The sequence below is a fragment of the Pseudarthrobacter sp. As-47 genome, from assembly GCF_058215595.1.
Genome location: NZ_CM177088.1, coordinates 3,110,650 through 3,129,166 on the forward strand (window position 1 = coordinate 3,110,650; position 18,517 = coordinate 3,129,166).

Sequence of the window (18,517 nt, forward strand, 5' to 3'; positions counted from 1 at the left end):
CAGCGAATTACTTCGCGTCCTTTTCCTCGGCTGCGGGAGCCTCGGGTGCTTCCTCGGCGGCCGGAGCCTCTTCGGTTGCAGCTTCTTCAGCGGCAGGTGCCTCAGCAGCTTCTTCAGCGGCGGGAGCCTCAGCGGCCTCAGCCTCGGGAGCCTCTTCTGCAACGGGAGCAGCAGCGGCTTCCTTCTTGTCGGCGTCGCGCTTCGCAGCGGTAGTAGCCTCGGCTACAACGGCCTGCTTGGCGGAAACCGGCTCAAGAACCAGCTCGATGACAGCCATGGGAGCGTTGTCGCCCTTGCGGTTGCCGATCTTGGTGATGCGGGTGTAGCCGCCGTCGCGGTTCTCCACTGCCTGGGCGATGTCGGTGAACAGCTCGTGGACGACGCCCTTGTTGCTGATCAGGCCGAGGACCCGGCGGCGGGAAGCGAGGTCGCCACGCTTGGCGAAGGTGACCAGGCGCTCTGCGTACGGCTTCAGGCGCTTGGCCTTGGTCACCGTGGTGGTGATCCGCTTGTGCTCGAACAGGGATGCTGCCAGGTTCGCGAGCATGAGGCGCTCGTGAGCCGGGCCGCCTCCGAGGCGCGGACCCTTAGTGGGGGTAGGCATAATTGTTTCTCCTCAAATGGAAGCCGTGGGCTGTGCACACCATGGTGCCTGCCCGCCGGCCAAGGTCTGGTTTAGAGTTCGTCGTCGCCGAAGGCGGCGTCGTCCTCTTCGATTGCTGCGGCGCGTGCTGCGAGGTCAAAACCGGGAGGCGAGTCCTTGAGGGACAGGCCCAGTTCAACCAGCTTTGCCTTGACCTCGTCAATGGACTTGGCACCGAAGTTGCGGATGTCCATCAGGTCAGCCTCGGAGCGGGCAACGAGTTCACCCACGGTGTGGATGCCCTCACGCTTGAGGCAGTTGTAGGAACGGACGGTGAGGTCCAGATCCTCGATCGGCAGTGCCATGTCGGCTGCCAGGGCAGCGTCGGTGGGCGACGGGCCGATCTCGATACCTTCAGCTGCGGTGTTCAGCTCACGGGCCAGACCGAACAGTTCCACCAGGGTGGTGCCTGCGGAAGCGACGGCATCGCGCGGGGCGATGGCCTGCTTGGTCTCGACGTCGACAATCAGCTTGTCGAAGTCGGTGCGCTGCTCAACACGGGTTGCTTCCACGCGGAAAGTAACCTTCAGCACCGGCGAGTAGATGGAGTCGACCGGGATACGGCCGATCTCTGCGTCGCCGGACTTGTTCTGAGCTGCCGAAACGTAGCCGCGGCCGCGCTCGATGGTCAGTTCGAGTTCGAACTTGCCCTTCGAGTTCAGCGTGGCGATGTGCAGATCCGGGTTGTGGAATTCGACGCCGGCCGGCGGAGCGATGTCCGCGGCGGTGACGACTCCGGGTCCCTGCTTGCGCAGGTACGCAACAACCGGCTCATCGTGCTCGGAGGAAACCGAGAGGCTCTTGATGTTCAGGATGATCTCAGTGACATCTTCCTTGACACCCGGAACCGTGGTGAACTCGTGCAGCACGCCATCGATCCGGATGCTGGTTACAGCAGCACCGGGGATGGAGGAGAGCAGGGTACGGCGGAGGGAGTTTCCGAGGGTGTAGCCGAAGCCCGGTTCCAGCGGTTCAATGATGAAACGCGAACGGTTTTCGGAGACTACCTCTTCGGAGAGGGTGGGGCGCTGTGCAATGAGCACTTAGGTTTCCTTTCGGCGAGCATCCGCTATATGACGCAACACAGGTGGTGGAAATTCGGTCTGAAGACTTAACGCGCTGGGCTTGCCCGGACCATCAACGGTCCGGGCAAGCTCATGCGGCGTCGGAAGCCTTAGACGCGGCGGCGCTTCGGCGGGCGGCAGCCGTTGTGCGCAGCGGGGGTGACGTCCTGGATGGAGCCAACCTCGAGGCCTGCGGCCTGCAGCGAACGGATCGCGGTCTCGCGTCCGGAACCCGGTCCCTTGACGAAAACGTCAACCTTGCGCATGCCGTGCTCCTGGGCACGCTTGGCAGCAGCTTCGGCGGCCATCTGGGCTGCGAACGGGGTGGACTTACGCGAGCCCTTGAAGCCAACCTCACCTGAGGAGGCCCAAGAGATAACAGCGCCGCTCGGATCCGTGATGGAAACGATGGTGTTGTTGAACGTGCTCTTGATGTGCGCCTGGCCAAGCGCGATATTCTTCTTGTCCTTCTTACGCGGCTTGCGAACCGCGCCACGAGTCTTCGGGGGCATTATTTCTCCTACAGAAAGTTATTGGGGAAAAGTCCGTTAATCCCGAGCGGGATTTTAACGGGCCTTCTTCTTGCCGGCGACGGTGCGCTTCGGGCCCTTGCGGGTACGGGCGTTGGTCTTCGTACGCTGTCCGCGTACGGGCAGGCCCTTGCGGTGGCGCAGGCCTTCGTAGCTGCCGATTTCAACCTTGCGGCGGATATCTGCTGCTACTTCGCGGCGAAGGTCACCCTCAACCTTGTAGTTGCCTTCAATGTAGTCACGCAGCTCAACCAGCTGTGCATCAGTCAGATCCTTGACGCGAACGTCGGCGCTGATGCCAGTGGCAGCCAGGGTTTCGTGTGCACGGGTCTTGCCCACGCCGTAGATGTAAGTAAGCGCAATTTCCAGCCGCTTTTCGCGGGGAATGTCTACGCCAGCGAGACGAGCCATAGTGGCAGTACTCCTTGAATAAACCGGAGGTCGTAGGCAGTACACCCGCACGTTCCGTGCGGCCCCAGCCTCCGACCGGGGGTTAGCTGTCCGGACTCTTTCGAGCTAAATGTTCCAGATCAGCTTGTGCTGCCTTTATTTACTTGCGTGGGTTAGCAACCCAGGATTTCCCGATGAAGGGAATTAGCCCTGGCGCTGCTTGTGGCGCGGGTTCTCGCAGATCACCATGACCCGGCCATTACGGCGGATCACTTTGCACTTTTCGCAGATCTGCTTGACGCTCGGCTTGACCTTCATGGCATTCCTTTGCGTGTAACAGTTGGTCAACTGGAGCGGCAGCCAGCTCGCACTGGAGCCGCCCAGCAATTTACTTGTAGCGGTAGACGATACGACCACGGGTGAGGTCGTACGGGCTCAGCTCCACCACTACGCGGTCCTCAGGGAGGATTCGGATGTAGTGCTGACGCATCTTTCCAGAGATGTGTGCCAGAACGATGTGCTTGTTGGTGAGCTCAACGCGAAACATCGCGTTAGGCAGCGCCTCGGTCACAACGCCTTCGATCTCAATGACCCCGTCCTTCTTGGCCATACCCTCCGCTAACTGTTGTTGCCGCAGCCCCGCCGGATTGCACCGGACATGGCCACGAACGTTTTGGTTGGATCGATTGCCGGCTCCAGACCCAAAAGGGCGTGGCAGTCCAGACAACCAACAAACAACACTACTCTGTATCGCTGAAAAAGTTAAATCGGCAATGGTAACCTACCGGGCGCCGAACACACCATAATCACCGGCCGGAGTGCTGACGGCTTCCGCGCTGGCCACGCCGTCAAGGATGGCCGAACGTACGACGTCGGCTGCCGCGCTCTGGAGGGTAATAAGGCTGATCTGCCGGGCGGCTTCGTCCGAGCGGTCGAGTGCCACGGCCTGGGTAGAAAGACAGAAAACCGTGTCTCCGTCAGCCAACGTGTGCGAAGGATTCAGAGCCCTCGCAATACCAGCATGTGATGCGGCTGCAGTCCGCTTGCACTCGGCCACATCAAGGACAGCATTGGTAGCCACCACAACAAGGGTGGTATTCAGGGGTGGCGGGGCCGCACCCCCTGAAGGGGAGTCGGGAATCCGGAAGCGCGCGTCTAAGGTGGGCCCACGCGAGCCGGGTTCCCTGGCCGAGCTTGCGAGGTTAGGGGGCTCGTGGGGCGGAACGACCGAGCGCGCGGAGGGTTCGCGATTTCCCGGCGGAGTCAATGGCAGTCCGAGAGCATTGACGACCGCAATAGCCCCCACCACCACGCCGTTCTCAAGCGTCACAGAGGCAGTCCCGACGCCGCCCTTGTACGTGCGGGCCATGACGGCGCCGGTGCCGGCACCCACGTTGCCGCGGCCGACGTCGTGCCCTTCCGTTTGCGCCGCAGCGGCGGCGGTTGCCGCGTAGCCCATGTCCGCCGTCGGACGTGCCGAGAAGTCCCCGCCCCTGCCGAGGTCGAAGATTGCGGCTGCCGGCACGATAGGAACCACTCCCCCGGGCACGGCGAACCCGCGGCCGTTCTCCTCGCACCAGCGCTGGGCGCCGGCGGCGGAGGCAAGGCCGTAGGCGCTGCCCCCGGTGAGGACAACGGCGTCCACGGCGCTCACGAGCGTGGTGGGATCCAGGGCATCGGTTTCATGGGTGGCAGGTCCGCCGCCCTGGACATCCACGGACCCGCAGGTCCCCGGTGGCGGCAGGACAACCGTAACGCCAGTCAGCCAGCCGTCACCGGACTTCTGCCGGTGCCCCACCCGGACTCCCGGCACGTCAGTGATTGCTCCCATGGCACCCATTCTGCCCTTTTGACCAGCAAACGGATGAATACGGGCGGGTCCCTGCCTTTCAAACAAACTTTGTGCAAGACTGCAGGCAACACAGCGTTAACGGGCAACGAAGCCTCGGATAACAGTCCTTTGGCGAGGACACTTGCGGCTTTCTGCCTACTGACCATGTGGTGAAGTAATGGCTAGACTCCCCCGACCACGGCCGGCCACGAGCAGGCACGAATCCCGTGAGAGACCGCATGACCCGTCAACTCGCACCCCATCCGTCCACCAAGCCCACGAAGCCCGGACCGGCCACCGCCCCAAAACGCCGGCGCTGGACGCAGAGAACCCGGCGGGACTTTTTCGTGTTCCTTGCCCTCGCTCTGCCCAACCTGGTGCTGATCGCCGTCTTCACGTACCGGCCGCTGGTCAGCAACATCTACTACTCCACGCTGGACTGGACCCTGGGGTCACCGTCAGCCACGGTGGTGGGCATCAACAACTACGTCACCTTCTTCACCAGCGACGACGCCTCCAAGGTACTGGGCACCACGGCGATCTTCACGGTGGTCACCGTGGGTGGATCCATGATTTTGGGACTGCTCATCGCCCTGGCGCTGAATGCGAAAGTCCGGGGAACCACGTTCGCCCGCTCGGCGGTGTTCGCCCCCTACGTCCTGTCCGGCGTCGGCGTGGGCCTGGTGTGGCTCTTCATCTTCGATCCCGGCTACGGCGTCCTGGCCTGGCTGCTCCGGGGCATCGGCCAGCAGAGCCCGCAGTGGATCAACGACCCCCAGCTTTCCCTGGTCATGGTCATCCTGGTGTACGTCTGGAAAAACCTGGGGTACTGCGCGGTGGTGTATCTGGCAGGTCTCCAGTCCCTGCCGCAGGATGTCATGGAGGCAGCCTCCCTGGACGGCGCCAACGGATTCCGGCGGTTCATCACCATGTCCCTGCCGCTCCTGTCCCCCACCACGTTCTTCCTGCTGATCACCAGCTTGCTCAGTTCACTGCAGGCCTTTGACCTGATCAGGATCATGACGCCGCTGGGAACCGGCACCAGCACCCTGATCTACGAGGCCTACCTCCAGGCCTTCGGCGCCTTCAACCGGGCCGGCTATTCCGCGGCCATCTCGGTGATCCTGTTCGCGATCCTCCTGGTGATCACCGTGTTCCAACTGCGGTTCGTGGAACGGAAGGTGCACTACTCGTGAGCTCCCTGTCACCGGTCAACCCGGACCCCACAGCCCCGCCCACGCAGGCCCCGGACCCCGTGATCCCGCGGGACCGGCCATTCTCCCGGCGGAACCTGGTGCAGGCCGTCCTGGGCGGGTACGTCCCCCTGATCCTGGCAACCCTGGTGGTGTTCCTGCCGCTGCTGTGGATGGTGCTCAGCTCGTTCAAGCAGCCCGGTGAAATCATCACCATGGATCTGGAGATCCTGCCGGAAGGCCTCAACCTGCAGAACTACCAGATCGCCATGACCACCGTGCCCTTCGGCCAGTTCTTCCTTAACAGCGCGATCGTCACGGCCGCGGGCGCCAGCGTCAAGGTGGTCCTTGCCATCCTCACGGCCTATGCCCTGGTGTTCGTCCGGTTCCCGTTCAAGAACGTCATTTTCATGCTCATCCTGGTGGCCCTGATGGTGCCGCCCCAGGTGTCCATCCTGCCCAACTACATCCTGATTTCGGGGATGGGCGGGAAAAACACCCTGTGGGGCATCATCCTGCCCGGCCTCGGAACCGCGTTCGGCACCTTCCTCCTGCGGCAGCACTTCCTCACCCTGCCCAACTCCATCCTCGAGTCCGCGGAAATCGATGGCGCCGGCCACTGGCGGCGGCTGTGGCGCATCGTGGTTCCCATCTCCGTTCCCTCCATCGCCACGGTGGCGCTGGTGACCATCGTCAGCGAGTGGAACGAGTACATCTGGCCGCTGATCATCACGGACCGTCCCGACACCATGACCCTGCCAGTGGGCCTGACGCTGCTCCAGAACTCCGAGAGCAACGCCTCCGGTTGGGGCATCCTCATGGCCGGCGCCGTCCTGGTGATCGTCCCCATCCTGATCGTCTTCGCAGCCCTCCAGCGTTACATCGTCGCCGGGCTCACCCAGGGCAGCGTCACCGGGTAAGCCCGTGCCGCCGTCGTTCATCACAGAAGAAGCACCCAACTCCTCAATGTGGTACCCAACGAAAGGACCTGCAATGACACAGCACCTCGATCGGAGGCACTTCCTGGGACTCGCCGGGGTCACGGCGTCGGCCGCTGCCCTGGCAGCCTGCGGCGGCCCGTCAACGAGCGGCACCCCCGTGGCCAGCGAAGCGGCGGAACTCGACTTCAGTGGAGTGAAGCCGGCCGCGAAAATCGACTTCTGGTCCAACCACCCCGGCAAGTCGCAGGACGTCGAAAAGGCCATTATCGAAAAGTTCCACGCCAAGTTCCCGGACATCCGGGTCAACCTGGTGACGGCCGGCGCGAACTATGAGGAAATCGCGCAGAAGTTCCAGACCTCGCAGGCGGCCAAATCGGGCCTCCCGGGCGTCGTGGTCCTCTCCGATGTGTGGTGGTTCCGCTACTTCACCAACGGCAGCATCATCCCGGTGGACGCCCTCGTGAAGCAGCTGGACATCAAGCTGGACGATTTCCGCAAGTCACTCGTGGACGACTACAAGTACAACGACAAGCAATGGGCTTTGCCCTACGGGCGCTCAACTCCACTGTTCTACTACAACAGGGACCACTTCCAGGCCGCCGGGCTGCCGGACCGGGCACCCAAGACCTGGCAGGAGTTTGGCGAATGGGCGCCCAAGCTGAAGGCCAGCTCAGGCGCGCAGTATGCCTACATCTACCCGGCGTTGGCGGGCTATGCGGGCTGGACCCTGCAAAACAACCTGTGGGGCTGGGGCGGCTCCTGGTCCAAGGAGTGGGAGATCACCTGCGATTCGCCCGAATCCATTGAGGCGCTGCAGTGGGCCCAGGACTCGATCTACAAGAACGGCTGGGCCGGCGTCTCCTCCAAGGAAGCTGCCGACGACTTCTCCGCCGGGCTGACCTCTTCCACGATCTCCTCCACCGGGTCCCTCCTGGGCGTGCTGAAGTCCGCACCGTTCAACGTGGGCGTGGGCTTCCTGCCCGGCGGACCGAAGGCCGAGACCAACGTCTGCCCCACCGGCGGCGCCGGACTGGGCATCCCCAGCGGCATCACCAAGGAGGAGCAGCTGGCGGCCGGCACGTTCCTGAAGTTCATGACCGAGCCGGAAAACAGCGCAGCCTTCTCGGCTGCCACCGGCTACATGCCCACCCGCGAGTCGGCGGACATGAAAGCGGTCCTGGCCCAGACCCCACAGATCCAGACCGCCGTGGACCAGCTGGCCGTGACGCGGGTCCAGGACAATGCCCGGGTGTTCCTCCCGGGCGCCGACCAGGAACTGGCCAAGGCCGCCGCGGCCATCCTCACCCAGCAGGCGGACGTGAAGTCCACCATGACCAGCCTGAAGAAAACGCTGGAGGGCATTTACGAAAAGGACGTCAAGCCGAAGCTCGGCTGAGTGTCTCCTTAAGGAAGAAGCGCCGGCTGCCGTTGTTGGGATGACAACGGCAGCCGGCGCTTCTGCGTGGGCTGGCAGTCCACGGACTGGAGGTCCGTGGGCCCGGGGCTACGGGACGGGTACGGGCGTCACGCCCAGCGGCACCAGGTGCTCCGCGCCGCCGTCGGGCGCTGACAGCACCCAGATGCCCTTCTCGTGGACCGCAACGGAGTGCTCCCACTGGCAGGACCGCTTGCCGTCGGTGGTGACCACGGTCCAGTCGTCTTCCAGGACCGCGGTTTCGATGCCGCCGCGGACCAGCATGGGCTCGATCGCCAGGCACAGTCCCGGCTTGATCTTGGGGCCGCGGTGGGTGGTGCGGTAGTTCAGCACGTCGGGGGCCATATGCATTTCGGAACCGATGCCGTGGCCCACATAGTCCTCGAGGATCCCGAGCGGTTTGCCGGGAACGGACGAGACATAGTCGTCGATTGCAGCCCCGATGTCGCCCACGTGCTTTCCGGTGGCCAGCGCGGCAATGCCGTGCCACATCGCCGCGCGCGTCACGTCCGAGAGGCGCTGGTCCTCCGGGTCGGCCGTGCCTACAATGACGGTCCTCGCTGAATCGGAGTGCCAGCCGTCCACGATCGCGCCGCCGTCGATCGAGATGATGTCCCCGTCGTTGAGGACCCGGCTGCCCGGGATGCCGTGGACCACTTCCTCGTTGACCGAGGTGCAGATGGTGGCCGGAAAGCCGTGGTAGCCAAGGAAGTTGGACTTTGCGCCCGCTTCGTTCAGGACAGCGGCGAAGACGTCGTCGAGGTGCTTGGTGGTGGCTCCGGGCACTGCGGCGGCGACGGCTGCGTCCAGTGCACGGCTCAGGACCAGTCCTGCCTCGTGCATGGTGCGCATCTGGGCGTTGGTCTTGTATTCGATGCGGGGCTGGCCAAAGGCCATGGGGTTCCTTCTTTCAAATGGCTGAGGCTCCTCCCGGTTGCCGGGAGGAGCCTCGGAATACGTTCGCCTGGATCAGGCTGCCTGTGCCGCCTTGATGGCCTGCATGACGCGGTCGGTGACTTCGTCGATGCCGCCGATGCCGTCAACCTGGGTCAGGATGCCGCGTTCGGCGTACTTCGCCACCACGGCTTCGGTCTGCTCGTGGTAGAGGTCAAGGCGGTGGCGGATGACGGCTTCGTTGTCGTCGCTCCGGCCCGTTTCCTTGGCCCGGCCGAGCAGGCGGTGGACCAGTTCCTCATCGTCGGCAGTGAGCTGCAGGACGACGTCGAGCTTTTCCTCACCCTTGGCGAGGATCTCGTCCAGGTAGTCCACCTGGGCGGTGGTGCGGGGGTAGCCGTCCAGCAGGAAGCCGGTTTCGACGTCGGACTCGCTGAGCCGGTCCCGCACCATCTTGTTGGTGACGCTGTCCGGAACGAAGTCGCCGTTGTCCATGTACTTCTTGGCCTCGATGCCAAGCGGCGTCTCGCCCTTCACGTTGGCGCGGAAGATGTCGCCGGTGGAGATCGCCACAACGCCGAGGCGCTCTGAAATCCGCTCCGCCTGCGTTCCTTTTCCGGAACCGGGAGGTCCAATAATCAGCATTCTCGTCATCGCAAAAGCCCTTCGTAGTGACGTTGTTGTAGCTGCGCATCAATCTGCTTGACGGTCTCCAGGCCAACGCCCACCATGATCAGGATCGAGGTGCCACCGAACGGGAAGTTCTGGTTTGCGTTGATCAGCACCAGTGCAACCAGCGGGATCAGCGCCACGAAGCCCAGGTACAGGGCTCCGGGGAGGGTGATCCTGGAGAGCACGTACTGCAGATAGTCAGCGGTCGGCTTGCCCGCGCGGATACCCGGGATGAAGCCGCCGTACTTCTTCATGTTGTCCGAGACCTCTTCAGGGTTGAAGGTGATCGCGACATAGAAGTAGGTAAAGAACACGATCATGGCGAAGTACAGCACCATATAGATCGGCTGGTCGCCGCGGACCAGGTTGTTGTTGATCCATTCGACCCACGGCTGGAGCTGCTCGCCCTGCCTGGGCTGGTTGAACTGCGCAATCAGGCCCGGGAGGTAGAGCATTGAGGAAGCGAAGATCACCGGGATAACACCGGCCATGTTCACCTTGATGGGGATGTAGGTGCTGGTGCCGCCCACGGTGCGGCGGCCAATCATCCGCTTGGCGTACTGCACCGGGACCCTGCGCTGCGACTGCTCAACGAAGACAACCAGTGCCACGGTGAGCAGGCCGACCGCGAGGACAATGAAGAAGGTTCCGGGACCCTGCGAGCTCCAGATGGCGCCCAGGGAGGTGGGGAACGTGGCGGCGATGGACGTGAAGATGAGCAGGGACATACCGTTGCCCACGCCCTTCTCCGTCACGAGCTCGCCCATCCACATGATCAAGCCGGTGCCGGCCGTCAGGGTGATGATGAGCAGGATGGTGGTGATAACGCTGCTGTCAGGAATGATCGGCAGGTTACAGCCCGGCAGCAGCTGCCCGGAACGGGCAAGCGATACCAGGGTGGTGGCGTTGAGCAGGCCCAGCGCAATGGTGAGGTAGCGGGTGTACTGGGTCAGTTTGGACTGCCCCGAAGCGCCCTCTTCGTAGAGCTGCTGGAACCGGGGAATGACCACCCGGAGCAGCTGGACGATGATGCTGGCCGTGATGTACGGCATGATGCCCAGCGCGAAGATGGACACCTGGAGCAACGCGCCGCCGCTGAACAGGTTAACGAGCTGGTACAGCCCCTCTGCCGTCTGACCGTTCTGCAAGCATTGCTGGACATTCTGGTAGTTCACACCAGGCGAGGGAATGAAAGCACCCAAGCGGAAAATGGTGATGATTCCCAGCGTGAACAACAACTTGCGTCGCAGATCAGGCGTGCGAAAGGCCCGGCCAAATGCGCTAAGCAAGCGTCCTCCTGTGGTGTGAATAAGAGTGGTGTGATGGGGATCTATAAATCCCGACAACCGAGTCTAACGGGTGTATGCGCCCTGCGAACAATCCGCGGTGGCGCCGCTGCGCCGGATGGCGGCGAAAAAACGGCGGGCGGATGGAAAAACTCCCGGCCCCGGGGCGGTAGCCCCAGGACCGGGAGTTCAACAACGGGCTTGGCGCCCACCGGCTCTAGAGAGCGGTGGTGCTTCCGCCTGCTGCGGCAATCTTCTCAGCGGCGCTGGCCGAGAATGCGTGGGCGGTGACGTCTACCTTGACGGTGATGTCGCCGGTGCCCAGCACCTTGACGGGCTGGTTCTTGCGAACGGCACCCTTTTCGACCAGGTTCTCCACGGTGACTGCGCCACCTTCGGGGAACAGCTCGTTGAGCTTGTCCAGGTTTACAACCTGGAACTCAACCCGGAACGGGTTCTTGAAGCCGCGCAGCTTCGGCAGGCGCATGTGCAGCGGCAGCTGGCCGCCGGCAAAGCCAGCCTTGATCTGGTAGCGGGCTGCAGTACCCTTCGTGCCACGGCCAGCGGTCTTACCCTTGGATGCTTCACCACGACCAACACGGGTCTTGGCGGTCTTGGCACCCGGGGCGGGACGCAGGTGGTGAACCTTCAGGGCGTTCTGCTTCTCAGCAGCCTGTGCCTTGTCAGCAGTTTTCTTCTCTGCCATTTACTTCGCCTCCTCTACCTTTACCAGGTGCGGAACCGTGTTGAGCATTCCCACGGTCACGGCATCAGCGGTGCGGACAACGGTCTGTCCGATACGCTTCAGGCCGAGGGACCGCAGGGTGTCGCGCTGGTTCTGCTTGCCGCCAATGGCGGACTTGATCTGAGTGATCTCCAACTGGACGTCGGAGGGAACCAGGTTCTTAGCCATAACTAGGCACCTGCCTTCGGGTTCAGGAGTGCCTTCACCAGAGCCGCCGGAGCGATCTCGTCGAGGGGCAGGCCGCGGCGTGCTGCCACTGCTGCCGGCTCTTCGAGGCGCTTCAGGGCATCAACGGTCGCGTGAACGATGTTGATGGCGTTCGAGGAACCGAGCGACTTGGAGAGGATGTCGTGGATGCCCACGCACTCCAGTACTGCACGGACCGGGCCACCGGCGATAACACCGGTACCGGCGGATGCCGGACGCAGCATTACGACGCCGGCAGCAGCCTCACCCTGAACGCGGTGCGGGATGGTGCTGCCAACGCGGGGAACGCGGAAGAAGGACTTCTTAGCTTCTTCAACGCCCTTCGCGATTGCGGCAGGAACTTCCTTAGCCTTGCCGTAGCCAACGCCGACCATGCCGTTACCGTCACCGACGACGACCAGGGCGGTGAAGCTGAAGCGACGACCACCCTTGACCACCTTGGAAACGCGGTTGATGGTGACGACGCGCTCTACGAACTGGCTCTTCTCGGCTTCACGGCCGCCGTCGCGGCCGCCACGGCCACCACGGTCGCCGCGGCCCTGGCCACGGTCGCCACGCTCGCCGCGACGAGCGCCGCCACGGCGGTCGTCGGCAGCTGCGGGGGCAGTGGTCTCAGCGGCAGCTGTGGCTTCAGTAGCCTTCTGATCTGCAGACACAGTGTCCTTTTCCTTGTTTGCTTCCGTCACAGTGACAGCCCACCTTCACGTGCACCGTCAGCGACGGCGGCGATCCGGCCGTGGTACTTGTTACCACCGCGGTCGAAGACAACGGCTTCGATACCGGCAGCCTTGGCACGCTCGGCAACCAGTTCGCCAACGCGCTTGGCCTTGGCGGTCTTGTCACCGTCGAATGCACGAAGGTCGACTTCCAGAGTGGAGGCGCTCGCTACGGTCAGGCCCTTGGTGTCATCGACAACCTGGACGAATACGTGCCGTGCGGAACGGTTGACGACCAGACGCGGACGTACAGCCGTACCGGAGATGCGCTTACGGATACGAAGCTGGCGGCGGCTGCGCGAAGCAGACTTGCTCTTGTTCGTACGCTTCTTGTTAATTGAGATGGCCATGGTTACTTACCAGCCTTTCCGACCTTGCGGCGGATGACTTCGCCGGCGTAACGGATGCCCTTGCCCTTGTAGGGGTCCGGCTTCCGCAGCTTGCGAATGTTGGCAGCAACCTCGCCGACCTGCTGCTTGTTGATACCTGAAACAGAGAGCTTGGTCGGGGTCTCAACTGCAAAGGTGATGCCGTCCGGGGCGGTGACGCTGACCGGGTGGCTGTAACCAAGAGCGAACTCCAGGTCGGATCCCTTGGCCTGAACGCGGTAACCGGTACCGACGATTTCAAGCTTCTTCTCGTAGCCCTTGGTGACGCCCTCGATCATGTTGGAGATCAGGGTGCGGGTCAGGCCGTGGAGTGAACGGGAGGCGCGCTCGTCGTTCGGGCGGGCGACAGTCAGGGTGTCTGCATCCAGGGTGACCTCGATCGGGCTGGCCACAGTGTGGTTCAGCTCGCCCTTGGTGCCCTTGACGCTGACGACAGAGCCGTCAACCTTGACCTCAACGCCGGCAGGAACGGTGATGGGGAGACGTCCAATACGTGACATTATTCTCTTCCTTTCCCGTTACCAGACGTACGCGAGGACTTCGCCGCCCACGCCCTTCTTGCCGGCCTGCTTGTCAGTCAGGAGGCCGGAAGAGGTGGACAGGATTGCGACACCCAGGCCACCGAGCACGTGCGGCAGGTTGGTGGACTTTGCGTAAACACGCAGGCCCGGCTTGGAGATACGGCGAACACCAGCGATTGAACGCTCGCGGTTCGGTCCGAACTTGAGCTCGATGGTCAGCTTCTTGCCAACCTCAGCGTCCTCTTCCTTCCAGCCGGCAATGAAGCCTTCAGCCTTGAGGATGTCGGCAACGCGTGCCTTGAGCTTGCTGTACGGCATGGTCACGGTGTCGTGGTATGCCGAGTTTGCATTGCGCAGACGCGTAAGCATGTCTGCGACAGGATCTGTCATTGTCATGGTGGGCTCGTGCCCTTCCTCGTAACGGTTTCCGCGGTGCTGCTTTCCTGACCGGAGTCAGAAGCCATGCCGCCGGACCTTTTACGTAGTTAGATTAGTCTTCGGCCTTGAACGGGAAACCAAGCGCCTTGAGCAGCGCGCGGCCTTCGTCATCGGTCTTGGCAGTGGTAACAACCGTGATGTCCATACCGCGGACGCGGTCGATCTTGTCCTGGTCGATTTCGTGGAACATAACCTGCTCGGTCAGACCGAAGGTGTAGTTGCCGTTGCCATCGAACTGCTTGCCGGAGAGTCCGCGGAAGTCGCGGATACGGGGCAGTGCCAGGGTGACAAGACGATCCAGGAATTCCCACATGCGGTCGCCACGCAGGGTAGCGTGTGCACCGATGGGCATGCCTTCGCGCAGCTTGAACTGTGCGATCGACTTGCGGGCCTTAGTTACCTGCGGCTTCTGGCCGGTGATCTGGGTGAGGTCGCGGACAGCGCCGTCGATCAGCTTGGAGTCCTTGGCGGCATCTCCAACACCCATGTTCACAACGACCTTCACGAGGCGGGGAACCTGGTTGACGTTCTGGTACTTGAATTCCTCAATGAGCGTGCTCTTGATGGATTCTGCGTACTTGGTCTTCAGACGAGGAACGATCTTCGTTGCCGGAGTCTCGAGAGTCTCAGTCATTAGATGTCCTTCCCTGAGCTCTTGGCCACGCGGATGCGGACTTCGCGCTGCTTGCCGTTACGCTCAACGGTTTCAGTGCGGAAGCCAACGCGGGTGGGCTTCTTGGTGGACGGGTCAACCAGGGCCACGTTGGAGATGTGGATCGGGGCTTCAACAACCTCGATGCCACCGGTCTTGGTGCCGCGCTGCGACTGACCGACCTTCGTGTGCTTGGTTACGCGGTTGACGCCTTCAACCAACACGCGGTTGGTGTCGGTGAACACGCGCAGGACCTTGCCCTGCTTGCCGCGGTCGCCGCCGCGCTCAGCCTTGGCACCAGTGATGACCTGAACGAGGTCACCCTTCTTGATCTTAGAAGCCATGGACTAGAGCACCTCCGGAGCCAGAGAAACGATCTTCATGAACTTCTTGTCACGGAGTTCACGACCAACCGGTCCGAAGATACGGGTACCGCGGGGGTCACCGTCGCCCTTCAGGATCACAGCTGCGTTCTCGTCAAACTTGATGTAGGAACCATCCGCACGGCGGCGTTCCTTCTTGGTACGGACGATGACTGCCTTGACAACATCGCCCTTCTTTACGTTGCCGCCCGGGATTGCATCCTTGACGGTGGCGACAATGACGTCACCGATGCCTGCGTAGCGACGGCCAGATCCACCGAGAACGCGAATGGTAAGGATTTCCTTAGCACCCGTGTTGTCGGCGACCTTGAGTCGCGACTCCTGCTGAATCACTATTTACTCCTTGCGTCGCGCCGGTTCTCAGACCGAAAATCTTCCTACGGAATGAGCCTTGCGGAACGGTTGATCGGGGTGTCTCTTGACCTGCCTGGATTTTGCCAGACCAGGCCTAAACTCCCGTGCCAAAAGCAGTTGCTCCCATCCGGTCCAGGACCAGTCCTGGGCGCAAGGGGGCACTATGCCGTGGCACGCTTGTTTACGAGGTTGATGACGGCGCACGAAAGGCGCCATACAAACTCAATATCCTAGCACAGCTCGGGCCAGTCCCCATATCACCGGCGGCGCTCCCCCGCAACACCGCCAGCCCCCTCTCACTCCCTGCACCTTTTGGGCAAACCATCTCTCACTCCCGATGGCCGCTCGCAGGAGAGTGAAAGAGCGTTCAGGAAAAGCCGACGTTAGGTGAGAGAGCGATCGGGAAATGCCGACGTTAAGTGAGAGAGCGTCGGGGGGCGGACGACGGCGTCACGCACGGCAGCCTTTCGGCGCACCACAGGGGACGCTCCCCCGCAAAGAAGCGGCGCCGCCGTCGTGAGCTCCCCGGAAAAGTGCCCGGCGTGACGGCCCCAGGACGGCACCACGACGGAGCACTCCCCCGGTTAACGCGGAAACCCCCGCTCCCAAAGGGAACAGGGGTTTCCGGATACCGAAGCAGCAGGTGCTACTTGGCCTTCTCGAGGATTTCCACGAGCCGCCAGTTCTTGGTGGCGGACAGCGGGCGGGTCTCGGCGATGACAACCAGGTCGCCGATGCCGGCGGTGTTGTTCTCATCGTGTGCCTTGACCTTGGAGGTACGGCGGATGACCTTGCCGTACAGGGCGTGCTTCACGCGGTCCTCAACCTGGACAACGATGGTCTTTTCCATCTTGTCAGAGACCACGTAGCCGCGACGCGTCTTGCGGTAACCGCGCTGCTCAGCCGTGGCTGCGGTAGCAGTTTCCGTCACGTTCTCGTCCTTTTCACTCACTTGGCATCCTCCTCGGTCTCAACCGTTTCAGCCTTGGGGGCCTCAGCCTTGGGGGCCTTCTTGGTTGCTGCCTTCTTGGACTTCTTTTCTTCCTTGGCTTCCACAACCGGTGCGGCAACCTCGGCACGAATGCCCAGCTCGCGCTCACGGAGAACGGTGTAGATGCGGGCGATGTCCTTCTTTACCGCGCGCAGCCGACCGTGGTTCTCCAGCTGTCCGGTGGCGGACTGGAAACGCAGGTTGAACAGCTCTTCCTTGGCCTTGCGGAGTTCTTCAACGAGACGCTCGTTGTCGAAACCGTCCAGCTGTGCGGGAGCCAGATCCTTGGATCCTACTGCCATTTCTATTCACCACCTTCGCGACGCAGAATGCGTGCCTTCAACGGGAGCTTGTGGATTGCCAGGCGCAGTGCCTCGCGGGCTACCGATTCCTCGACACCGGAGATCTCGAAGAGAACCCGGCCCGGCTTGACGTTTGCGACCCACCATTCCGGTGAACCCTTACCGGAACCCATGCGGGTTTCGGCAGGCTTCTTGGTCAGGGGACGGTCCGGGTAGATGTTGATCCAGACCTTACCGCCACGCTTGATGTGGCGGGTCATCGCAATACGGGCAGACTCGATCTGACGGTTGGTGACGTATGCCGGGCTCAGGGCCTGGATGCCGTACTCACCGAAGGAGACCTTGGTGCCACCCGTAGCAGCGCCGGAACGACCCGGGTGGTGCTGCTTACGGTGCTTGACTCGACGTGGGATAAGCATTTAAGCCTGTCCTCCTTCTACAGCTGCAGCAGGTGCAGCCTCAGCTGCCGGAGCCTCTGCAGCAGGAGCTGCGTCGGCGGCCGGGCGGTCGTTACGACGGCGGCGGTCACCACGGTCAGCGCCACCCGGGCGGCCCGGACGGTCGCCGGAGCGTCCGCGGGACGGGGCGGAAGCGGCCTGCTGGGCCAGTTCCTTGGCGGTGACGTCACCCTTGTAGATCCAGACCTTCACACCGATGCGGCCGAAGGTGGTCTTGGCTTCGTAGAAGCCGTAGTCGATGTTCGCACGGAGGGTGTGCAGGGGCACACGGCCTTCGCGGTAGAACTCCGAGCGGGACATTTCAGCGCCACCCAGTCGACCCGAGCAGGCGATACGGATGCCCTTGGCACCTGCACGCTGCGCGGACTGCATGGCCTTCTTCATCGCACGGCGGAATGCCACACGTGAAGTCAGCTGCTCAGCAACGCCCTGGGCAACAAGCTGTGCCTCCATCTCGGGGTTCTTGACCTCGAGGATGTTCAGCTGGACCTGCTTGCCGGTGAGCTTTTCGAGCTCGCCGCGGATGCGGTCTGCTTCTGCTCCGCGGCGGCCGATGACGATGCCGGGACGGGCCGTGTGGATGTCCACGCGGACGCGGTCACGGGTGCGCTCGATCTCAACCTTGGCGATACCGGCGCGCTCCATGCCCGTGGACATGAGCTGGCGGATGCGGATGTCTTCGCGAACGAAGTCCTTGTACCGCTGGCCGGCCTTGGTGCTGTCAGCGAACCAGTGCGATACGTGATCGGTGGTGATGCCGAGTCGGAACCCGTGCGGGTTTACTTTCTGTCCCACTTAGCGAGCCTCCTCTTTCTCCGGGGTAGCGACTACCACGGTGATGTGGCTGGTGCGCTTCTTGATCTGAAATGCGCGACCCTGGGCACGCGGCTGGAACCGCTTCATGGTCGGGCCTTCATCAACAAACGCTTCGCTGATGATGAGGTCACCTTCGTCAAACGCAACGCCGTCGCGGTCCGCGAGGACCCGGGCGTTGGAGATTGCCGACTGTACTACCTTGAATACCGGCTCTGAAGCTGCCTGGGGGGCAAACTTCAGAATTGCCAGAGCCTCATTCGCTTGCAATCCACGAACAAGGTTGACGACGCGCCGGGCCTTCATAGGCGTTACGCGGATGTGGCGCGCAATTGCCTTGGCTTCCATTGCTTTCCTTCTCTCGTCTTTGACGTAAGTGCAGGCGCCTAGCGGCGCTTGCCCTTACGGTCGTCCTTGACATGGCCGCGGAATGTCCGCGTGGGAGCGAATTCGCCGAGCTTGTGCCCGACCATCGACTCAGTGACAAACACCGGGATGTGCTTGCGTCCGTCGTGTACGGCGATCGTGTGTCCGAGCATGTCGGGGATGATCATCGAACGGCGGGACCAGGTCTTGATGACGTTCTTGGTGCCCTTTTCGTTTTCCCTGGCTACCTTCACAAAGAGGTGCTGGTCGACGAAAGGACCTTTTTTCAGGCTGCGTGGCATG

28 protein-coding genes are annotated in these 18,517 nt (G+C 62.5%); 3 read left to right on the forward strand and 25 right to left on the reverse strand.

All coding sequences use genetic code 11. From position 1 onward, the window contains the following. Positions 1-7: 7 nt before the first annotated feature. The 7 genes from rplQ to AC4BCK_RS14370 all read right to left on the reverse strand — a co-directional run bounded on the left by rplQ (position 8) and on the right by AC4BCK_RS14370 (position 4,458). On the reverse strand, positions 8-604 hold the full coding sequence (gene rplQ, locus AC4BCK_RS14340; protein WP_400591144.1) for a 50S ribosomal protein L17: 597 nt from the start codon (positions 602-604) through the stop codon (positions 8-10). Between the two features lie 71 nt (positions 605-675). After that, positions 676-1,686 carry a DNA-directed RNA polymerase subunit alpha gene (locus AC4BCK_RS14345; protein ID WP_013601812.1) on the reverse strand — a complete coding sequence of 337 codons (1,011 nt, stop codon included), beginning with the start codon at positions 1,684-1,686 and terminating at the stop codon, positions 676-678. A 131-nt stretch (positions 1,687-1,817) separates the two neighbouring features. Further along, positions 1,818-2,219 carry a 30S ribosomal protein S11 gene (gene rpsK, locus AC4BCK_RS14350; protein WP_018760435.1) on the reverse strand — a complete coding sequence of 134 codons (402 nt, stop codon included), beginning with the start codon at positions 2,217-2,219 and terminating at the stop codon, positions 1,818-1,820. 54 nt (positions 2,220-2,273) lie between these two features. Then, a complete protein-coding gene (gene rpsM, locus AC4BCK_RS14355) occupies positions 2,274-2,648 on the reverse strand; it encodes a 30S ribosomal protein S13 (RefSeq protein ID WP_003803743.1) in 375 nt (124 codons plus the stop codon). A gap of 183 nt (positions 2,649-2,831) precedes the next feature. Then, entirely contained in the window at positions 2,832-2,945 is a 114-nt protein-coding gene (gene rpmJ / locus AC4BCK_RS14360) for a 50S ribosomal protein L36 (RefSeq protein ID WP_009358722.1), read from the reverse strand. A 70-nt stretch (positions 2,946-3,015) separates the two neighbouring features. Continuing rightward, positions 3,016-3,237: a translation initiation factor IF-1 gene (infA, locus tag AC4BCK_RS14365; RefSeq protein WP_009358723.1), complete on the reverse strand. Its 222-nt coding sequence runs from the start codon at positions 3,235-3,237 to the stop codon at positions 3,016-3,018. Positions 3,238-3,408: 171 nt separating this feature from the next. Continuing rightward, positions 3,409-4,458: a P1 family peptidase gene (locus AC4BCK_RS14370; protein ID WP_400634095.1), complete on the reverse strand. Its 1,050-nt coding sequence runs from the start codon at positions 4,456-4,458 to the stop codon at positions 3,409-3,411. Positions 4,459-4,697: 239 nt separating this feature from the next. Here AC4BCK_RS14370 and AC4BCK_RS14375 point away from each other — a divergent pair, with 239 nt between their 5' ends. The 3 genes from AC4BCK_RS14375 (at position 4,698) to AC4BCK_RS14385 (ending at position 7,988) form a co-directional block, all read left to right on the forward strand. Further along, the gene (locus AC4BCK_RS14375; RefSeq protein ID WP_363954990.1) at positions 4,698-5,654 is read left to right on the forward strand and encodes a carbohydrate ABC transporter permease; all 957 of its coding nucleotides are present in this window, start codon (positions 4,698-4,700) and stop codon (positions 5,652-5,654) included. Beyond that, entirely contained in the window at positions 5,651-6,571 is a 921-nt protein-coding gene (locus AC4BCK_RS14380; protein WP_174176720.1) for a carbohydrate ABC transporter permease, read from the forward strand. Before AC4BCK_RS14375 ends, AC4BCK_RS14380 begins: the two co-directional genes overlap by 4 nt. 73 nt (positions 6,572-6,644) lie before the next feature. Further along, entirely contained in the window at positions 6,645-7,988 is a 1,344-nt protein-coding gene (locus tag AC4BCK_RS14385) for an ABC transporter substrate-binding protein (RefSeq protein ID WP_400597633.1), read from the forward strand. 108 nt (positions 7,989-8,096) lie between these two features. Here the strand turns inward: AC4BCK_RS14385 and map are convergent, their stop codons facing one another. The 18 genes from map to rpsS all read right to left on the reverse strand — a co-directional run bounded on the left by map (position 8,097) and on the right by rpsS (position 18,516). Next, positions 8,097-8,924, reverse strand: coding sequence for a type I methionyl aminopeptidase (gene map, locus AC4BCK_RS14390; protein ID WP_251422146.1), 828 nt, complete (start codon positions 8,922-8,924; stop codon positions 8,097-8,099). Positions 8,925-8,996: 72 nt separating this feature from the next. Continuing rightward, a complete protein-coding gene (locus AC4BCK_RS14395) occupies positions 8,997-9,566 on the reverse strand; it encodes an adenylate kinase (protein ID WP_174176874.1) in 570 nt (189 codons plus the stop codon). 5 nt (positions 9,567-9,571) lie between these two features. After that, positions 9,572-10,882, reverse strand: coding sequence for a preprotein translocase subunit SecY (secY, locus tag AC4BCK_RS14400; protein WP_174176726.1), 1,311 nt, complete (start codon positions 10,880-10,882; stop codon positions 9,572-9,574). Between the two features lie 214 nt (positions 10,883-11,096). Continuing rightward, complete coding sequence (gene rplO, locus AC4BCK_RS14405) at positions 11,097-11,585, reverse strand: 50S ribosomal protein L15 (protein ID WP_174176728.1); 489 nt, start codon at positions 11,583-11,585, stop codon at positions 11,097-11,099. Further along, positions 11,586-11,792 (reverse strand): 50S ribosomal protein L30, encoded by a 207-nt coding sequence (gene rpmD, locus AC4BCK_RS14410; RefSeq protein ID WP_174176730.1) that lies wholly within the window; start codon positions 11,790-11,792, stop codon positions 11,586-11,588. Positions 11,793-11,794: 2 nt separating this feature from the next. Beyond that, positions 11,795-12,517: a 30S ribosomal protein S5 gene (gene rpsE, locus AC4BCK_RS14415; RefSeq protein ID WP_174176732.1), complete on the reverse strand. Its 723-nt coding sequence runs from the start codon at positions 12,515-12,517 to the stop codon at positions 11,795-11,797. Beyond that, a complete protein-coding gene (gene rplR, locus AC4BCK_RS14420) occupies positions 12,514-12,897 on the reverse strand; it encodes a 50S ribosomal protein L18 (protein WP_490566046.1) in 384 nt (127 codons plus the stop codon). The genes rpsE and rplR overlap by 4 nt, the downstream gene beginning before the upstream one ends. Before the next feature lie 2 nt (positions 12,898-12,899). Further along, the gene (rplF, locus tag AC4BCK_RS14425; RefSeq protein ID WP_104184331.1) at positions 12,900-13,436 is read right to left on the reverse strand and encodes a 50S ribosomal protein L6; all 537 of its coding nucleotides are present in this window, start codon (positions 13,434-13,436) and stop codon (positions 12,900-12,902) included. A gap of 18 nt (positions 13,437-13,454) precedes the next feature. Next, positions 13,455-13,853 (reverse strand): 30S ribosomal protein S8, encoded by a 399-nt coding sequence (rpsH, locus tag AC4BCK_RS14430; protein ID WP_041652213.1) that lies wholly within the window; start codon positions 13,851-13,853, stop codon positions 13,455-13,457. Between the two features lie 94 nt (positions 13,854-13,947). Further along, positions 13,948-14,529 carry a 50S ribosomal protein L5 gene (gene rplE / locus AC4BCK_RS14435; RefSeq protein WP_102975105.1) on the reverse strand — a complete coding sequence of 194 codons (582 nt, stop codon included), beginning with the start codon at positions 14,527-14,529 and terminating at the stop codon, positions 13,948-13,950. Next, positions 14,529-14,891: a 50S ribosomal protein L24 gene (gene rplX / locus AC4BCK_RS14440; RefSeq protein WP_102975106.1), complete on the reverse strand. Its 363-nt coding sequence runs from the start codon at positions 14,889-14,891 to the stop codon at positions 14,529-14,531. Before rplX ends, rplE begins: the two co-directional genes overlap by 1 nt. A gap of 3 nt (positions 14,892-14,894) precedes the next feature. Beyond that, positions 14,895-15,263: a 50S ribosomal protein L14 gene (gene rplN / locus AC4BCK_RS14445; RefSeq protein ID WP_009358299.1), complete on the reverse strand. Its 369-nt coding sequence runs from the start codon at positions 15,261-15,263 to the stop codon at positions 14,895-14,897. Between the two features lie 667 nt (positions 15,264-15,930). Further along, positions 15,931-16,236: a 30S ribosomal protein S17 gene (rpsQ, locus tag AC4BCK_RS14450; RefSeq protein ID WP_013601827.1), complete on the reverse strand. Its 306-nt coding sequence runs from the start codon at positions 16,234-16,236 to the stop codon at positions 15,931-15,933. Continuing rightward, complete coding sequence (gene rpmC / locus AC4BCK_RS14455) at positions 16,233-16,577, reverse strand: 50S ribosomal protein L29 (RefSeq protein ID WP_066277868.1); 345 nt, start codon at positions 16,575-16,577, stop codon at positions 16,233-16,235. The genes rpsQ and rpmC overlap by 4 nt, the downstream gene beginning before the upstream one ends. Before the next feature lie 2 nt (positions 16,578-16,579). Next, on the reverse strand, positions 16,580-16,996 hold the full coding sequence (rplP, locus tag AC4BCK_RS14460) for a 50S ribosomal protein L16 (RefSeq protein WP_013601829.1): 417 nt from the start codon (positions 16,994-16,996) through the stop codon (positions 16,580-16,582). Then, positions 16,997-17,830, reverse strand: coding sequence for a 30S ribosomal protein S3 (gene rpsC / locus AC4BCK_RS14465; protein ID WP_013601830.1), 834 nt, complete (start codon positions 17,828-17,830; stop codon positions 16,997-16,999). It abuts the gene before it with no gap. Then, a complete protein-coding gene (gene rplV, locus AC4BCK_RS14470; RefSeq protein ID WP_009358304.1) occupies positions 17,831-18,196 on the reverse strand; it encodes a 50S ribosomal protein L22 in 366 nt (121 codons plus the stop codon). Between the two features lie 38 nt (positions 18,197-18,234). Then, positions 18,235-18,516, reverse strand: coding sequence for a 30S ribosomal protein S19 (rpsS, locus tag AC4BCK_RS14475; protein WP_003803803.1), 282 nt, complete (start codon positions 18,514-18,516; stop codon positions 18,235-18,237). Between the last annotated feature and the right edge of the window lies 1 nt (position 18,517).

Coding starts and splice junctions, on each gene's coding strand:
- rplQ (WP_400591144.1), bottom strand. CDS start 604: ATGCCTACCCCCACTAAGGGTCCGCGCCTCGGAGGCGGCCCGGCTCAC.
- rpsK (WP_018760435.1), bottom strand. CDS start 2,219: ATGCCCCCGAAGACTCGTGGCGCGGTTCGCAAGCCGCGTAAGAAGGAC.
- rpsM (WP_003803743.1), bottom strand. CDS start 2,648: ATGGCTCGTCTCGCTGGCGTAGACATTCCCCGCGAAAAGCGGCTGGAA.
- rpmJ (WP_009358722.1), bottom strand. CDS start 2,945: ATGAAGGTCAAGCCGAGCGTCAAGCAGATCTGCGAAAAGTGCAAAGTG.
- infA (WP_009358723.1), bottom strand. CDS start 3,237: ATGGCCAAGAAGGACGGGGTCATTGAGATCGAAGGCGTTGTGACCGAG.
- AC4BCK_RS14370 (WP_400634095.1), bottom strand. CDS start 4,458: ATGGGAGCAATCACTGACGTGCCGGGAGTCCGGGTGGGGCACCGGCAG.
- AC4BCK_RS14375 (WP_363954990.1), top strand. CDS start 4,698: ATGACCCGTCAACTCGCACCCCATCCGTCCACCAAGCCCACGAAGCCC.
- AC4BCK_RS14385 (WP_400597633.1), top strand. CDS start 6,645: ATGACACAGCACCTCGATCGGAGGCACTTCCTGGGACTCGCCGGGGTC.
- map (WP_251422146.1), bottom strand. CDS start 8,924: ATGGCCTTTGGCCAGCCCCGCATCGAATACAAGACCAACGCCCAGATG.
- AC4BCK_RS14395 (WP_174176874.1), bottom strand. CDS start 9,566: ATGCTGATTATTGGACCTCCCGGTTCCGGAAAAGGAACGCAGGCGGAG.
- rplO (WP_174176728.1), bottom strand. CDS start 11,585: ATGGCAGAGAAGAAAACTGCTGACAAGGCACAGGCTGCTGAGAAGCAG.
- rpmD (WP_174176730.1), bottom strand. CDS start 11,792: ATGGCTAAGAACCTGGTTCCCTCCGACGTCCAGTTGGAGATCACTCAG.
- rplR (WP_490566046.1), bottom strand. CDS start 12,897: ATGGCCATCTCAATTAACAAGAAGCGTACGAACAAGAGCAAGTCTGCT.
- rplF (WP_104184331.1), bottom strand. CDS start 13,436: ATGTCACGTATTGGACGTCTCCCCATCACCGTTCCTGCCGGCGTTGAG.
- rpsH (WP_041652213.1), bottom strand. CDS start 13,853: ATGACAATGACAGATCCTGTCGCAGACATGCTTACGCGTCTGCGCAAT.
- rplE (WP_102975105.1), bottom strand. CDS start 14,529: ATGACTGAGACTCTCGAGACTCCGGCAACGAAGATCGTTCCTCGTCTG.
- rplX (WP_102975106.1), bottom strand. CDS start 14,891: ATGGCTTCTAAGATCAAGAAGGGTGACCTCGTTCAGGTCATCACTGGT.
- rpmC (WP_066277868.1), bottom strand. CDS start 16,577: ATGGCAGTAGGATCCAAGGATCTGGCTCCCGCACAGCTGGACGGTTTC.
- rplP (WP_013601829.1), bottom strand. CDS start 16,996: ATGCTTATCCCACGTCGAGTCAAGCACCGTAAGCAGCACCACCCGGGT.
- rplV (WP_009358304.1), bottom strand. CDS start 18,196: ATGGAAGCCAAGGCAATTGCGCGCCACATCCGCGTAACGCCTATGAAG.
- rpsS (WP_003803803.1), bottom strand. CDS start 18,516: ATGCCACGCAGCCTGAAAAAAGGTCCTTTCGTCGACCAGCACCTCTTT.